We start from the raw sequence: 15,535 nt of genomic DNA, 5'->3' as shown, positions 1-15,535 counted from the left end.
GCGTAACCGTGCGCGATCAATTGATCACCTTCAGTCGTCTGTCCGGCTCGTACGAGTGACTCGGTCAACCCGGCAGCGGGGGTGGCACCCTGGCAGCGGGGGTGACCTCTCGACACGTGGGCCGCCCTGGGGTCGAGGGGTCAACCGGGCATCGACCAACACCGGGGGCTACACCTCCGGCCGAGCGGTCGACACGCGTGCACCGCCCCCAGCCGAGCCCCCGCCCCGGCAAGCTCCCTCCTCAGCCCGCCCGCAGCGCCATCGTCATCGCCTCCACCGCGAGCAGCGGGGCCACGTTGCGGTCGAGGGCCTCGCGGCACGCGGCGATCGCGTCGATGCGGCGCAGGGTCGACTCCGGTGAGCTGCCGCGGGCCAGCCGCTCCAGCGTGTCCCCCGCCTCCGCGTTGGCGATGGCCAGGCGGGAGCCGAGCTGGAGGGCGAGTACGTCGCGGTAGAACATCGTGAGGTCGATCAGCGCCAGGTCGAGGCTGTCGCGCTGCGTACGCGTTCTTCGGCGCTTCTGCCGGTCCTCCAGCTCCTTCATGACACCGGCCGTACCTCGCGGCATCCGGCCGCCCTGGGCCGCGCCGAGCGCCGTCTTGAGATCCTCGGTCTCCTTGACGTCGACTTCCTCGGCGAGCTGCTTCGCGTCCTCCGAAGCCGTGTCGATCAGCTCCTGGGCGGCCCTGAGACAACTCCCGACGTCGTCGATCCGCGTGGGGAGCTTGAGGACGGCTTCCCGGCGGCGGCGGGCGCTCGGGTCGGTGGCGAGGCGGCGGGCCCGGCCGATGTGCCCCTGGGTCGCGCGGGCCGCCACGGCCGCCACGTCGGGCTCGATGCCGTCCCGTCGTACGAGGATGTCCGCGACCGCCTCGACCGGCGGGGTGCGCAGCGTGAGCAGCCGGCAGCGGGAGCGGATGGTGGGCAGCACGTCCTCGATGGACGGGGCGCACAGGAGCCAGACGGTACGGGGGGCCGGCTCCTCGACGGCCTTCAGCAGGACGTTGCCCGCGCCCTCGGTGAGCCGGTCGGCGTCCTCCAGGACGATGACCTGCCAGCGCCCGACGGCCGGGGAGAGCTGGGCGCGGCGGACCAGCTCGCGGGTCTCCTTGACGCCGATGGAGAGCAGGTCGGTGCGGACGATCTCCACGTCGGCGTGCGTGCCGACCAGGCTGGTGTGGCAGCCGTCGCAGAAGCCGCACCCGGGGACTCCGCCGAGAGCCCGGTCGGGGCTCACGCATTGCAGTGCTGCGGCGAACGCGCGTGCCGCGGTGGAACGGCCCGAGCCGGGCGGGCCGGTGAACAGCCAGGCGTGCGTCATCTTGGACGCCTCGGGAACCGGGGTGCTGTCGGTGACGGCCGTGACGAGGGCGTCGGCGTCCCGGGCAGCGGCGGCGAGCTGCTCGCTCACCTTCTCCTGGCCCACCAGGTCGTCCCACACAGGCATGGGGCCCGCCCTTCCGTCGCGTTTGTCGTGCGTCGTCCATTGTGCGGGTCGCCACTGACAATCGGCCCCGGCGGTCCGTTCTTCGCCGACCAACCGATGACCGATGACCGATGACCATCGGCTCCGGCGGCCCGCTCTTCCCATCGGCTCCGGCGGCCCGCTCTCTCCTATCGGCGCCGACGGTCCGTTACTTCCCATCGGCGCCGACGGGCCGTTCTCCGCCGACCCGCAACCGTACGGACCGGCTCCCCCCGCAGACACCACATGCCCGCCCCCCGACGGGCCCGCGCTAAGGGCGCCGGGCCCCCGCGCGTGTGCCGCACGCACGGATGCCCAGCGCCCTCAGCAACTCCCCCGCGACTCCTACCGCCGTCGCCGGCCGCGCCCCTCGTCCCAGTCGTCGTCCTCGCGCGGGCCCAGCAGTTCGTCCGCCAGGGTCGGGAGGTCGTCGAGCGGGGTCTCCTCGGCCCAGTCCGAGCGGGGCCGGCGCCGCGGGGCGCCCGTCTCGTCCACCTGGGGCAGCTCACGCGTCCGGTCGACGGAACCCCCGGAATCCCGATCCCGATCCCGAAGCCGATCCCGATCCAGCGCCTGCTTCGGCGCGGAAACGGGCCGCTCGTCCCGGAAGAAGCCCCGGGGCATCCGGTCGGCGGGCGCGTCGGAGGGCGCGCCGGCCGAAGCCCCCGCACCCCGGTCCCGTACCGGAGGCAGCACCGCCGTATCGTCCGCCGCACCCGAGGGGACCGGCGGCAGCACCGCCGTCTCATCCGCAGCACCCGGCACGACAGGCGGCAGGACCGCGGTCTCGTCCGCCGCGCGGTCCGGTGCCGGCGGCTTGGGCAGCGTGGCCGTCTCCTCGGCGTCGCGCCGCGCTCCCGCGCGGGACACCGGACGCGCCGCCGAGTCGTCCCGTCCGGTGCCACCGTCGTCCGGCCGCACCGCCGGCAGTACGGCCGTCTCGTCCGCCGACAGCACGGCCGTCTGGTCCGCCGGCCGCGCGGCCCCGGGGTCGGGCACTACGGGCGTGGGCACCGTCGTCTCGTTGTCCGGTGCCCCGCCGGCCCGCCCCCGATCCGGGGACGTGGCCGCGACAGAACCGGAATCACCCGATCCATTCGTCCCATTCGTCGGCCCGCTGGCCGCCCCGCCTGTCGACGCGGGCGCACCGGCCGCCGCGCCCGTCGAGGAACCGGTCGACGAACCCCCGCCAAAGCCGGCCCCCGGCTTCGCCGCCGCAGCTCCCGCAGAGCCCGCCGACGCGGACGCGGCAGCCGAAGCGGCGGCCGCGTCCGCGGCGAGCTGACGCGCCCGCTCGGCCCGCAGCAACGCCTCCTCGGCCTTGCGCTGCTTCTCCAGGCGGCGCTCCTCGGCCTCGGCACGCAGGCGTGCTGCCTCCTCGGCCTGGCTGCGCAGCCGTTCCTGCTCGGCGGCGCGGGCCTGCTCCTCGGCCAGCTTGCGGACCCGCTCCTCCTCGGCGCGGCGACGGGACTCCTCGGCGCGCTGCCGGGCCTCCTCCGCCTGGCGCTCGGCCTCAAGGCGCTGTGCCTCTTCCAGCTCTCGCCGCTTGCGCTCCTCTTCCTCCGCGCGCAGCTTCGCGAGCTGTTCTTGCCGCTCGCGCTCCTGGCGCTCCTCCTCGGCCTTGCGGGCGGCCTCGGCCTCAGCCTTGCGCCGGGCCTCCTCCTCGGCCGCCTTGCGCGCCTCCTCCTGGGCCTTCACCTCGGCCTCGGAGAGGGGCAGCATCATGTCGAGCCGGTGCCGGACGACCGTGGTGACGGCCTCGGGCTCCTGGGCCGCGTCGACCACCAGATAGCGGCCGGGGTCGGCGGCGGCCAGCGTGAGGAAACCGGACCGCACGCGCGTGTGGAACTCCAGCGGCTCCGACTCCAGCCGGTCGGGCGCCTCGGTGAACCGCTCGCGGGCGGCTTCCGGCGACACGTCGAGCAGCACCGTCAGGTGCGGGACGAGACCGTTCGTCGCCCAGCGGTTGATCCGGGCGATCTCCGTCGGGGACAGGTCGCGCCCCGCGCCCTGGTAGGCGACGGAGGAGTCGATGTAGCGGTCGGAGATGACGACGGCGCCGCGCTCCAGCGCGGGCCGCACCACCGTGTCGACGTGCTCCGCGCGGTCGGCCGCGTACAGCAGCGCCTCCGCGCGGTGCGAGAGTCCGGCGGACGACACGTCGAGGAGGATCGAGCGCAGCCGCTTGCCGACCGGCGTGGCGCCCGGCTCGCGGGTGACGACGACCTCGTGTCCCTTGCCCCGGATCCAGTCGGCGAGGGCCTGCGCCTGCGTCGACTTGCCCGCTCCGTCGCCGCCCTCCAGGGCGATGAAGAAGCCGCTCGTGGTGGGCACCTGCTCCGGGTCGTCACCGCCGCGCAGCGCGTCCAGCAGGTCCTTGCGCAGCGGCACCCCGGAACGGTCGTCGACCTTGGCGAGGACCACGGCGGCGACGGGCAGCAGCAGCGCGCCGACCAGCATCAGCGTGAAGGCGGCACCGCCGTGCGCGAAGACGAACTTGCCGTTCTCCAGGCGGTGCGGGCCGATCCCGGCGGCCACCAGGGGCGCCACGATCGCGCCGGCCCCGACGAACAGCCGTACGACGGCGTGCAGGTGTTCCGTGGTCCGGGCGCGCCGGAACTCCTCGGTCTCCTGGTCGAGCAGGGCGTGCCCGGTGTTGGCGGCGACGCCCGCGCCGACGCCCGCGAGGGCGACGATCAGCAGCACGGTGGCGACGTCCGGGACGAGGCCCGCGGCCAGCAGCGCGACACCGGTGAAGGCGATCGCGAGAGCGAGCAGCCGGCGCCGCGACAGCGACGGGAGCAGCGAGGGCGCCGTACGGATGCCGGCGACGACTCCGCCGGTCAGGGCGAGCGCCAGCAGGCCGTAGGTGACCGGTCCGCCGCCCAGGTCCTTGGCCTCCAGTACGGCGACGGCGACGGCGGCCGAGACGGCTCCGGCGACCGCGGCGCAGGCCGGCACCAGGAGCGGGATCGCGCCGGTGCGGCCCTTGTCGACGCCGCTGCCGGTCCGCGGGCGGCGCAGGCCTTCGAGTGGCGACCGCGGGCGCGGGGTGCGCACGTCGGGCAGTTCGAGGAAGGTGACGACCGACAGGCAGGCGGCGAAGAGCCCGGCGGCGACGTACGAGGCGAGGGCGGCCTGGTGCTGGTCGAACCAGTCGATCCCGGCGCCCAGCAGGTTGCTGATCAGGGAGACGACGACCAGGGTGGCGGCCGCGAGGGGCACCGAGATGAACGCCGTACGCAGCGACAGGCGCCGCAGCGCGTCCAGGTGGTCCGGCAGCGGGCGCACCGTGGCGCCCTCCGGCGGCGGCGCGGGCAGCAGCGCGGGGGCCGCGCTCTCCCGGCACACCGACCAGAACCGCTCGGCGACTCCGGTCACGAAGGCGATGACGAGGAGGACGGCGAGGGCGTTGTCCGGGGTCCAGTCGATCCACATCGGCGCGACGATGAGGAGCGCGGCCCGCAGGCCGTCCGCTCCGAGCATGGTCCAGCGCCGGTCGAGGAGACCGTCCGGTGAGGTCAGGGTGGTCAGGGGCCCGAGGAGTACGGCTCCGAAGAGGAGGGTCGCGAGGATGCGGGCCCCGAAGACGGCCGCCACGGCGAGGGCCGCGCCGCGGTAGCCACCTCCGAAGGATGCCTCGGCGACCGCCGCCTGAAGGGCGAGGACGACCAGGACAAGCAGGGCGAGAGCGTCCGCCACACCTCCCACCAGGTGCGCGCTCCACAACCGCTTCAACTGCGGTTGGCGCAACAGCGCGCGGACGGCCCGCTCGCGTGAATCCGCGACCAGGGCGTCGTCGGGGGCCGGATTGTGGGCCGTTGGCTGCTCGGCTCGCGTCATCCCGCCAGCCTATCCGGACCCACTGACTCCCCGAAGGGGTGCCCGAACATACGGACGCCCCCGCACCGTTCGACGCGGGGGCGTACACGCTCTGACCTGGGATCAAGCCGTGTTCTCGCCGTCAGCCCACCGAAGAAGCAGCGGACCTCTCGACGTCAGTCCACCGAAGAAGCAGCGGTCCTCTCGGCATCCGCCCGCCGAAGGGCCGCCGTCCTCTCGGCATCCGCCCGCCGAAGAAGCAGCCGTCTACTCGGCGTCAGCCCTCCGAAGCGGCCGTCTTCTTGGCGGCGGTCTTCTTGGCGGGCGCCTTCTTGGCGGCCGTCTTCGCCGTCGTCGTCTTCTTGGCGGCCGTCTTCTTGGCCGGTGCCTTCTTGGCGGTGGCCTTCTTCGCCGGCGCCTTCTTGGCGGTCTTCTTGGCCGGGCCCTTGGCGCGCTTCTCGGCGAGCAGCTCGTAGCCGCGCTCCGGGGTGATCTCCTCGACGCTGTCGCCGGACCGCAGGGTCGCGTTGGTCTCGCCGTCGGTCACGTACGGGCCGAAACGGCCGTCCTTGACCACGACGGGCTTCTGGCTGACCGGGTCCTCGCCCAGCTCCTTCAGCGGCGGCTTGGCGGCCGCGCGGCCCCGCTGCTTGGGCTGGGAGTAGATCTCCAGCGCCTCTTCCAGCGTGATGGTGAAGAGCTGGTCCTCGGACGTGAGCGACCGCGAGTCCGTGCCCTTCTTCAGGTACGGCCCGTAGCGGCCGTTCTGCGCGGTGATCTCGACGCCCTCGGCGTCCGTGCCGACGACACGCGGCAGCGACATCAGCTTGAGGGCGTCCTCCAGCGTCACCGTGTCGAGCGACATCGACTTGAACAGCGAGGCCGTCCGCGGCTTCACGGCGTTCTTGCCCGTCTTCGGGGTGCCCTCGGGGAGCACCTCGGTGACGTACGGGCCGTAGCGGCCGTCCTTGGCGATGATCTGGTGGCCGGTGTGCGGGTCGGTGCCCAGCTCGAAGTCGCCGCTCGGCTTGGCGAGCAGTTCCTCGGCGAGGTCGACGGTCAGCTCGTCCGGGGCCAGGTCCTCGGGCACGTCGGCGCGCTGGTGGTTCTCGGAGTCCTTCTCGCCGCGCTCGACGTACGGCCCGTAGCGGCCGACGCGGAGCACGATGTCGTTGCCGACCGGGAAGGACGACACCTCGCGGGCGTCGATGGCTCCCAGGTCGGTGACGAGTTCCTTGAGGCCGCCCAGGTGGTCGCCGTCGCCGTTGCCGGCCTCGGCGGCACCGGTCGCGTCGCCCTCGCCGAAGTAGAACCGCCGCAGCCACGGCACGGCCTGCGCCTCGCCCCGCGCGATGCGGTCGAGGTCGTCCTCCATCTTCGCCGTGAAGTCGTAGTCGACGAGCCGCCCGAAGTGCTTCTCCAGCAGGTTGACCACGGCGAACGACAGGAAGGACGGCACCAGGGCCGTGCCCTTCTTGAAGACGTACCCGCGGTCGAGGATCGTGCCGAGGATCGACGCGTACGTCGACGGGCGGCCGATCTCGCGCTCTTCCAGCTCCTTGACCAGCGAGGCCTCGGTGTAGCGGGCCGGCGGCTTGGTGGCGTGGCCGTCGACCGTGATCTCCTCGGCGGACAGCGGGTCGCCCTCGCCGACCTGCGGAAGCCGGCGCTCACGGTCGTCCAGCTCGGCGTTCGGGTCGTCCGCGCCCTCGACGTACGCCTTGAGGAAGCCGTGGAACGTGATCGTCTTGCCGGACGCGCTGAACTCGGCGTCCCGGCCGTCGGCGGACGTGCCCGCGATCTTCACCGTGACGGAGTTGCCGACCGCGTCCTTCATCTGCGAGGCGACGGTCCGCTTCCAGATCAGCTCGTACAGCTTGAACTGGTCGCCGGTCAGACCGGTCTCGGCGGGAGTGCGGAAACGATCACCCGAGGGACGGATCGCCTCGTGCGCCTCCTGCGCGTTCTTGACCTTCCCGGCGTACGTGCGCGGCTGGGCCGGCAGGTAGTCGGCGCCGTACAACTGCGTGACCTGGGCGCGGGCGGCGCTGACCGCCGTGTCCGACAGGGTCGTGGAGTCCGTACGCATATAGGTGATGAAGCCGTTCTCGTACAGCTTCTGGGCCACCTGCATGGTCGCCTTGGCGCCGAAGCCCAGCTTGCGCGACGCCTCCTGCTGGAGGGTCGTCGTACGGAACGGCGCGTAGGGCGAGCGGCGGTACGGCTTGGACTCGACCGAGCGGACCGCGAAGTTCGTGTCCGCGAGGGCGGCGGCGAGCGCGCGGGCGTTCGTCTCGTCCAGGTGGAGCGTGTTCGCGCCCTTGATCTGGCCCAGCGAGTCGAAGTCGCGGCCCTGGGCGACGCGCTTGCCGTCGACCGAGGTCAGCCGGGCGACGAGGGTGGACGGGTCGCTGGCGTCACCAGTGCGGCCGGTGCCGAAGGTGCCGGTCAGGTCCCAGTACTCGGCGGAACGGAAGGCGATGCGCTCGCGCTCCCGCTCGACGACGAGCCGGGTCGCCACGGACTGCACCCGCCCCGCCGACAGGCGCGGCATGACCTTCTTCCACAGGACCGGCGAGACCTCGTAGCCGTAGAGGCGGTCGAGGATGCGCCGGGTCTCCTGGGCGTCGACCATCCGCTTGTTCAGCTCGCGCGGGTTGGCGACGGCGCTGCGGATCGCGTCCTTGGTGATCTCGTGGAAGACCATCCGGTGGACGGGGACCTTGGGCTTCAGGACCTCCAGGAGGTGCCACGCGATGGCCTCGCCCTCGCGGTCCTCATCGGTGGCGAGGAAGAGTTCGTCGGAGTCCTTCAGCAGGTCCTTGAGCTTCTTGACCTGGGCCTTCTTGTCGGCGTTGACCACGTAGATCGGCTGGAAGTCGTTGTCGACGTCCACGCCGAGGCGGCGGACCTCGCCGGTGTACTTCTCGGGCACCTCCGCGGCGCCGTTGGGGAGGTCACGGATGTGCCCGACGCTCGCTTCGACGACATAGCCGGGGCCGAGATAGCCCTTGATCGTCTTCGCCTTGGCAGGCGACTCGACGATGACGAGTCGGCGGCCGCCGTGTGCGGTGTCGCTGGTCGGGGACAACTTCGCTCTTCTCTCCGGTCGACGCGGTGCTCCCCGGGGGCTCGGCTCCCGGGGGGTCGGGTCATGCTGACGCTGCGGAGTGTGACGGTACATCCCGCCCCCGTGTCAAACGGGAAAAGCCCGCAACGGCCACTCGAACGGTAACCCGACTACCGCCATTCCTGCCGCCCGGAGTGCCGACCAGCTCTTTCGGGCCTATCCGGAGCGTAACTTCCCAGTTACCGGAGCCGGGCTCCTCGCGCGCGTTTCCCCTCGCGCGTGAGGGGGTCCCTCAGAGGCGGGTGAAGCACCACATTCCGACCACGAGGGCAGCCGCTCCGACGAGGGTGGCGAGGGCCGCCGATGCGACGCGGTTCACACCGTGGGCCACCGGCTCGCCGTGCCGCACCCGGATTCCGGTCCAGGCGAGCAGCCCGGCCCCGAACAGGGCGAACACCGCCCCCGTGAAGATCGCCGGTCCGCTTTCCATGGTTCCGCCCCTCCGCCCCGAGCCCGGACGCCGAGCCCGGACTCGGGAGGCTGACACGCCCCGGCGGCGCGGGAGCGAACCCCCGGTGAACGCGGGGCGACCGCCCGACCCGGGCGAGCCGTGCTTCCGCCCCGCCCGCGCCGGCACCCCCGCCCTGGTGAGCGGTGCTCGCATACCGGCCCACGTCGGCGTCCCCGTCCTGGTGAGCCGGTCCCGCATCCCGGCCCGGCGCAGGCGTTGCCAGCCTCACGAGCCGTGCTCGCGTACCGGCCCGCGCCGCTGTCCCCGCCCTGGTGAGAGGGCGACCGGTGACGAGCGGCACCGCAGGGCCCCGGGAGGCGCGGGGTGGCCGCTCCAGCCGGCGGGACTCCTCCGTCGGGGAGGGGAGCCTGCCGGGGAGGGGAACCCGGCGGGGGCGCGGAGTCCATCGCCGGGGGGAGTCCGTCGGCCGGGGGGAGCCCGTCGGGGTCAGGAGGTTGGCCGGTTCCGCGCCCTGGGCGGGGGCGTCCCGGCGGGCAGGCGTGCCGGTCCTGGGGCAGGCGCGCCAGGACCCGGCGTCCAACACCCCCGCCCCGACAGCCGTACCCCGTCTCAGTCCCGCTGCCCGGTCGGCTCCAGGAACCCCTGCTCCACCAGCAGCCGGATCTGCGCGGGCGTCCGGTCGCGGAGCAACACCGGGTCCTCGCCGACCAGTTGGGCGATGGCGTCGAGGATCCGGCCGGCGCTGAGCGTGCCGTCGCACACGCCCGCGAAACCCGCGCCGACCGTGTCCACCTTGGTGGCTCTGCGCATCCCCCGGTGCTGGCGCAGCACCACGTGCTCCGGGTCCTCGGCGCCGGGCAGCCCGACCTGCTCCTGCACGACCTCCGTCACGAGTCTGAAGTGCCCGGCGAGCAAGCCCGCGTCGTCGTGCTCGCGCAGATAGTCGACCCGCTCGAAGTGGGCGCGCACGGTCTCGCCGAGCGGCTGCTCCACCGGATGCGGCCACTCCTCTACGGTGATCGACGGCTCGGCGGCGGACGTTCTGCGCAGGGTGATCCAGCCGAAGCCGACGGCCTTGACCTTGCGCGTCTCGAACTCGTCGAGCCAGGCGTCGTAGCGCGCCTGGTACTCCGCCGGGTCGGCGTGGTGGTCACCGGCGTCGCGCAGCCACAACTCCGCGTACTGCGTGACGTCCTGGACCTCGCGCTGCACGATCCAGGCGTCGCAGCCACGCGGCACCCAGGAGCGCAGCCGGTCCTGCCAGTCCTCACCCTCCACGTGCTGCCAGTTGGCGAGGAACTGGGCGTACCCCCCTTCGTTCAGCCGGTCCCCCGCCTCCTGAACGAGCGTGCGGCACAGATCGTCCCCGGCCATGCCCCCGTCGCGATACGTGAGCCGGGCGCCGGGCGAGATCACGAACGGCGGGTTGGACACGATCAGGTCGTACGTCTCGTCGGTGTGGACGGGCCCGAAGAGGGAGCCCTCGCGCAGGTCGGCGGCGGGGGCGCCGGAGAGGGCGAGGGTGAGCGCGGTGATGTGCAGCGCGCGGGGGTTCAGGTCGGTCGCCGTGACCCGCGTGGCGTGCTGGGCGAGGTGCAGGGCCTGGATCCCGGAGCCGGTGCCGAGGTCGAGCGCGGACTCGACGGGCGTGCGCACGGTGAGGCCGGCCAGCGTCGTGGAGGCGCCGCCCACACCGAGCACGACCCCTTCCTCCCGGCTGCCGATGCCACCGGCGCCCCCGACGGCGCAGCCGAGGTCCGAGACGATGAACCAGTCCTCGCCGTCGGGCCCGCCGTAGGGGCGGATGTCGACGGCCGCGGCGACCTCGTCCTCGCCGGCCCGGGTCAGCCAGCCGCTCTCGACGGCGTCCTCGACGGGCAGCACGCCGGACAGGCGGGCGTGCGGCACGGGCTGCTGGAGCAGGAACAGTCTGACCAGCTTCTCCAGCGGTGTGTCGCCCCGCGTCGCCCGGAGGGCGGGCACGGTCTCGCTGCGCGCCAGGGCCGCGTAGGCGGGGGCGCCGAGCAGGTCGAGGAGTCCGTCGGCGGTGAAGGAGGCGTCGAGCAGGGCGCTCCGGAGCCGGGCGGCGACGTCGGAGCGGTCGGACGAGGGCAAGGGTGACAGGCTGCTGTGACTCACGCCTCCATTGTGTCCGCTGCCGTCGGCGGGCACCCACACCTGTGGACAACGCCCCGCCGACGCCTGTGGACAACTCCGCCGGGGGCTCAGCCCTTGGTGACCGCCGGGCTCCCCGAGGCCGACTTGCAGCTCTCCTGCTGGGCCATCGCCTTGCCCACGTCGCCCTCCTCCAGTTTCTTCAGCGCGTCGTTCCCGCTCCGGCTCAGCTTTTCGAGCTGGGTCGCGACGTCCTTGAGACCGTCGGCGAACTTCGCCTGGTCCTTGGTGTTGAGCTTGTCGACCTGCTTCTTCAGGTCGGCGTAGGACGCCGAGATGCCGTTGAGTTCCTTGACGGCGTTGGTCTGCTTCGTCTTGCCGTCCTCGACGTCCGGCGCTCCCGCGTTGTCGACCGCGGTGCCGATCGCCTTGTAGGCGTCGGACATGTCCTGGAAGGCCTGTGCGTCCGTCTTCTGGACGGCTTCCGGCGCGCTGTTGTCCGAGGTCTGCTTCTGGATCGCGGCGTTCGCGGCCTCGATCTTCCGCGCCTGCGGCTTCACGCCGTCACAGACCTGCTTGGCCCAGGCGTCCAGCTTGTCGTTGCCGTCGTCGCCGCCGCATCCCGACAGCGCGAGCACCAGTACCGCACCGCCGGACAGTGCGGCCGCGAGCTTCTTGTTCACCGGTTTGGTCCCTTCCATGGCTCTCGGCCCCGGAACATACACGCCATGCGGGCGACACCAGCACACCGAATGTCCGCTAAGAGACTTATTGAAGCCATTTGCACCAAGCGAGAGAAGGCTCACGGCCCCGAAGTGAACACACACAGGGCGGGCGTACGCCGTGTCAACCCACGCCGTACGCCCGCCCGTTGATCCGTCCCCGGCCCGGACCTCAGGCCCGTACCGCACCGGGAGCGTCTGCGTGCGCTACGAAACCGCCGCCGGATCGGCCGACTTGGCGGCTCCGTCGCTGTCGTCCTCCTCGTTCCCCATCGCGATCCCGCGCCGCTTGGACATGTAGACCGAGCCCGCGATCACCAGGAAGGCGAGGACCGCGATGAGCACCCGTACGCCGACGCTCTTGTCGTCGCCGTACGAGAACTTGACGATCGCCGGAGCGATCAGCAGGGACACCAGGTTCATCACCTTGAGGAGCGGGTTGATCGCCGGACCGGCGGTGTCCTTGAAGGGGTCGCCGACCGTGTCGCCGATCACCGTGGCGGCGTGGGCCTCGCTGCCCTTGCCGCCGTGGTGGCCGTCCTCGACGAGTTTCTTGGCGTTGTCCCAGGCGCCGCCGGAGTTGGCGAGGAAGACCGCCATGAGCGTGCCGGTGCCGATCGCGCCGGCGAGGAAGGAGCCGAGCGCGCCGACGCCGAGCGTGAACCCGATGGCGATCGGCGTGAGCACCGCGAGGAGTCCCGGTGTGGCCAGCTCGCGCAGCGCGTCCTTGGTGCAGATGTCGACGACACGCCCGTACTCGGGCTTCTCGCTGTAGTCCATGATCCCGGGGTGCTCGCGGAACTGTCGCCGCACCTCGTAGACCACCGCGCCCGCGGACCGCGACACCGCGTTGATCGCCAGCCCCGAGAAGAGGAAGACGACCGCCGCGCCCGCGATGAGCCCCACCAGGTTGTTGGGCTGCGAGATGTCCATCATCAGGTTCATCGGCGCGCCGGCCCCGGAGACCTTCTCGCCCACGTCGCTCGCCGCCGTGGTGATCGCGTCACGGTACGAGCCGAAGAGGGCCGAGGCCGCGAGGACGGCGGTGGCGATGGCGATGCCCTTGGTGATGGCCTTGGTGGTGTTGCCGACGGCGTCCAGGTCGGTGAGCACCTGCGCGCCCGCGCCCTCGACGTCGCCGGACATCTCGGCGATGCCCTGCGCGTTGTCGGAGACCGGCCCGAAGGTGTCCATCGCGACGATGACGCCGACGGTGGTCAGCAGTCCGGTTCCGGCGAGCGCGACCGCGAACAGCGCCAGCATGATCGACGTACCGCCGAGCAGGAACGCCCCGTACACGCCGAGGCCGATCAACAGGGCGGTGTAGACGGCCGATTCGAGACCGATGGAGATGCCGGCGAGGACGACGGTGGCCGCGCCGGTCAGCGAACTCTTGCCGATGTCCCGGACGGGACGGCGGCTGGTCTCGGTGAAGTAGCCGGTCAACTGCTGGATCAGCGCGGCCAGTACGATCCCGATCGCGACGGCGACGACCGCGAGGACCCGCGGATCGCCGCCCTTGGCCTTGATCGCCGCGTCCGTGACACCGTCCAGGTCCCCATAGGAGCCCGGCAGATAGATGTAGACGGCCACCGCGACCAGCACCAGCGAGATCACCGCGGAGATGAAGAACCCGCGGTTGATCGCGGACATGCCACTGCGGTCGGACCGGCGGGGCGCCACCGCGAAGATGCCGATCATCGCCGTGACGACGCCGATCGCGGGCACGATCAGCGGGAACGCGAGCCCCGCGTCGCCGAACGCCACCTTGCCGAGGATCAGCGCGGCGACGAGCGTGACGGCGTACGACTCGAAGAGGTCGGCTGCCATACCCGCGCAGTCGCCGACGTTGTCGCCCACGTTGTCGGCGATGGTCGCGGCATTGCGGGGGTCGTCCTCCGGAATGCCCTGCTCGACCTTGCCGACCAGGTCGGCGCCGACGTCGGCGGCCTTGGTGAAGATGCCGCCGCCGACACGCATGAACATGGCGATCAGCGCCGCACCGAGTCCGAAGCCCTCCAGGACCTTCGGCGCGTCGGCCGCGTACACCAGCACCACGCAGGAGGCGCCCAGCAGACCGAGCCCCACCGTGAACATGCCGACGACGCCACCGGTACGGAAAGCGATCTTCATGGCTTTGTGCGAGACCGCGGTGAGATCCTTTTCGGGCTCACCCTCCGCCGGGGTCGCTTCCCGCGCGGCGGCGGCCACGCGGACATTGCTGCGAACGGCGAGCCACATACCGATATAACCGGTGGTCGCCGAGAACGCCGCGCCGATCAGAAAGAAGATCGAACGTCCGGCGCGCTGATTCCAGTCGTCCGCGGGAAGCAGCATGAGCAGGAAGAACACCACGGCGGCGAATACGCCGAGCGTGCGCATCTGGCGTCCCAGGTAGGCGTTGGCCCCTTCCTGGATCGCCGTCGCGATCTTCTTCATGCTGTCGGTGCCCTCGCCGGCCGCGAGAACTTGGCGCACCAAGATCCCCGCGACCACGAGCGCCGCCAGTGCCACGACGGCGATGACCACCACGATGAGACGGTTGTCGTCCGTCAGGACCGCGGCCGCGAAGGTTGTGGGGTGGTCGAACTGCTGAGGGGTAGAAAGCCCCGCCATTCGTCCTCCTTGACGCTTGGGCTGAGCTCAAGATGTGGACGGATTGTAGGTACCGGAACCTGATCAAAACAGTGCTCGGTAAGCGGAATTAGTCTTCACATACTCTTCAGCAAATGATCGCCCAGCGCCACAGGACCCGAATGCAGTAATGCCCCTGAGGCATTCACGGCATGATCCATCTACGGCCCCGTGTCCGGCTCCCTGTCCGGCCCCGTGTCCGGCTCCTTACCCGGCTCCCTATCCGGCCCTGTCCGGATTCCCATCCGGCTTCGTCTCCGGATATCCCCGGACATGCCGAAGGGCCCCACCGAGTAGGGCCCTTCGGGTCGAACGAAAAAGAGGGGCGGTCGTCAGGTAAGAGCCATGGCCGGCGGCGTGGTGGGCCAGCTCATCCTGATGAGTCCGCCGTGCTCTCCGGCGATGACTTCCACGTCGTCCACGAGACCGCTGATGACCGCGAGGCCCATCTCGTCCTCCTCGGTCTCCACGTCCGGACCGCCGGAGGCGGCGCCGGACGCCGCCCCACCGGGCACCGAACCGGGCGCCTCGTCACCGACCTCGATGGAGAACTGCTTCTCCTCCTCGATCAGCGACACGTGCACCGGCGCCGAGATGCCGCCGCTCTGATGCAGTCCGACGGCACGAGAACAGGCCTCGCCGACAGCGAGCCTGACCTCGTCGAGTACGGCCTCGTCCACTCCGGCCCTGCGCGCCACCGCTGCCGCCACCAGTCGGGCGGTCCTGACGTGCTCGGGCAGCGCGCTGAAGCGGAGTTCAACGGTGGCCATGCATCCCCCTCTGAACTACGGGCGTGCTGTCAGGAGGCCGGGCGGCGGGCCCGGCCTCCCCCTTCTCGAGCCCGGGCCGGAGCCCGGGAGACCGGTGGTCAGTCGGTCGCGTTGACCGCCTCCTCCACCGAGGTGTGAATCGGGAACACCTTGGTGAGACCGGTAATACGGAAGATCTTCAGAATGCGCTCCTGGTTGCAGACCAGACGCAGCGAGCCCTCGTGGGCACGGACGCGCTTCAGGCCGCCGACCAGCACGCCGAGACCGGTGGAGTCGAGGAAGTCCACGCCCTCCATGTCGACGACGAGGTGGAAGCTGCCGTCGTTCACCAGCTCTACGAGCTGCTCGCGCAGCTTGGGCGCGGTATATACATCGATTTCGCCGCCGACCTCGACGACCGTACGGTCGCCGTTGGGGCCGGACACATTGCGAGTCGACAGGGACAGGTCCACGGATCCTCCAGCA

The 15,535-nt window shown here is 71.6% G+C and carries 9 protein-coding genes; all 9 read right to left on the bottom strand.

Annotated elements, in window-relative coordinates; translation table 11 throughout:
- Positions 1 to 241: 241 nt before the first annotated feature.
- Entirely contained in the window at positions 242 to 1,447 is a 1,206-nt protein-coding gene (locus AB0912_RS11365; protein ID WP_366698139.1) for a DNA polymerase III subunit delta', read from the bottom strand.
- A 363-nt stretch (positions 1,448 to 1,810) separates the two neighbouring features.
- A complete protein-coding gene (gene tmk / locus AB0912_RS11360; protein WP_366698137.1) occupies positions 1,811 to 5,308 on the bottom strand; it encodes a dTMP kinase in 3,498 nt (1,165 codons plus the stop codon).
- Positions 5,309 to 5,564: 256 nt separating this feature from the next.
- A complete protein-coding gene (gene topA, locus AB0912_RS11355; protein WP_366698135.1) occupies positions 5,565 to 8,378 on the bottom strand; it encodes a type I DNA topoisomerase in 2,814 nt (937 codons plus the stop codon).
- A gap of 271 nt (positions 8,379 to 8,649) precedes the next feature.
- The gene (locus tag AB0912_RS11350) at positions 8,650 to 8,847 is read right to left on the bottom strand and encodes a hypothetical protein (RefSeq protein ID WP_366698133.1); all 198 of its coding nucleotides are present in this window, start codon (positions 8,845 to 8,847) and stop codon (positions 8,650 to 8,652) included.
- A gap of 591 nt (positions 8,848 to 9,438) precedes the next feature.
- Entirely contained in the window at positions 9,439 to 10,968 is a 1,530-nt protein-coding gene (locus AB0912_RS11345; protein WP_366698131.1) for a class I SAM-dependent methyltransferase, read from the bottom strand.
- A gap of 86 nt (positions 10,969 to 11,054) precedes the next feature.
- On the bottom strand, positions 11,055 to 11,645 hold the full coding sequence (locus AB0912_RS11340) for a small secreted protein (RefSeq protein WP_366698129.1): 591 nt from the start codon (positions 11,643 to 11,645) through the stop codon (positions 11,055 to 11,057).
- A 228-nt stretch (positions 11,646 to 11,873) separates the two neighbouring features.
- Positions 11,874 to 14,282, bottom strand: coding sequence for a sodium-translocating pyrophosphatase (locus tag AB0912_RS11335; RefSeq protein WP_366698127.1), 2,409 nt, complete (start codon positions 14,280 to 14,282; stop codon positions 11,874 to 11,876).
- A gap of 350 nt (positions 14,283 to 14,632) precedes the next feature.
- On the bottom strand, positions 14,633 to 15,070 hold the full coding sequence (locus tag AB0912_RS11330) for an ATP-binding protein (RefSeq protein ID WP_366698125.1): 438 nt from the start codon (positions 15,068 to 15,070) through the stop codon (positions 14,633 to 14,635).
- A gap of 98 nt (positions 15,071 to 15,168) precedes the next feature.
- A complete protein-coding gene (gene bldG / locus AB0912_RS11325; RefSeq protein WP_028799135.1) occupies positions 15,169 to 15,522 on the bottom strand; it encodes an anti-sigma factor antagonist BldG in 354 nt (117 codons plus the stop codon).
- Positions 15,523 to 15,535 lie beyond the last annotated feature (13 nt).

Origin of the sequence: Streptomyces sp. NPDC007084 (assembly GCF_040703595.1) — a bacterium.
Taxonomy (GTDB): Bacteria; Actinomycetota; Actinomycetes; order Streptomycetales; family Streptomycetaceae; genus Streptomyces.
The sequence above is the reverse complement of the archived record's forward strand: the minus strand, read 5'-3'. Positions and strand labels throughout refer to the sequence as shown.

Coding starts and splice junctions, on each gene's coding strand:
- AB0912_RS11365 (WP_366698139.1), bottom strand. CDS start 1,447: ATGCCTGTGTGGGACGACCTGGTGGGCCAGGAGAAGGTGAGCGAGCAG.
- tmk (WP_366698137.1), bottom strand. CDS start 5,308: ATGACGCGAGCCGAGCAGCCAACGGCCCACAATCCGGCCCCCGACGAC.
- AB0912_RS11350 (WP_366698133.1), bottom strand. CDS start 8,847: ATGGAAAGCGGACCGGCGATCTTCACGGGGGCGGTGTTCGCCCTGTTC.
- AB0912_RS11340 (WP_366698129.1), bottom strand. CDS start 11,645: ATGGAAGGGACCAAACCGGTGAACAAGAAGCTCGCGGCCGCACTGTCC.
- AB0912_RS11335 (WP_366698127.1), bottom strand. CDS start 14,282: ATGGCGGGGCTTTCTACCCCTCAGCAGTTCGACCACCCCACAACCTTC.
- AB0912_RS11330 (WP_366698125.1), bottom strand. CDS start 15,070: ATGGCCACCGTTGAACTCCGCTTCAGCGCGCTGCCCGAGCACGTCAGG.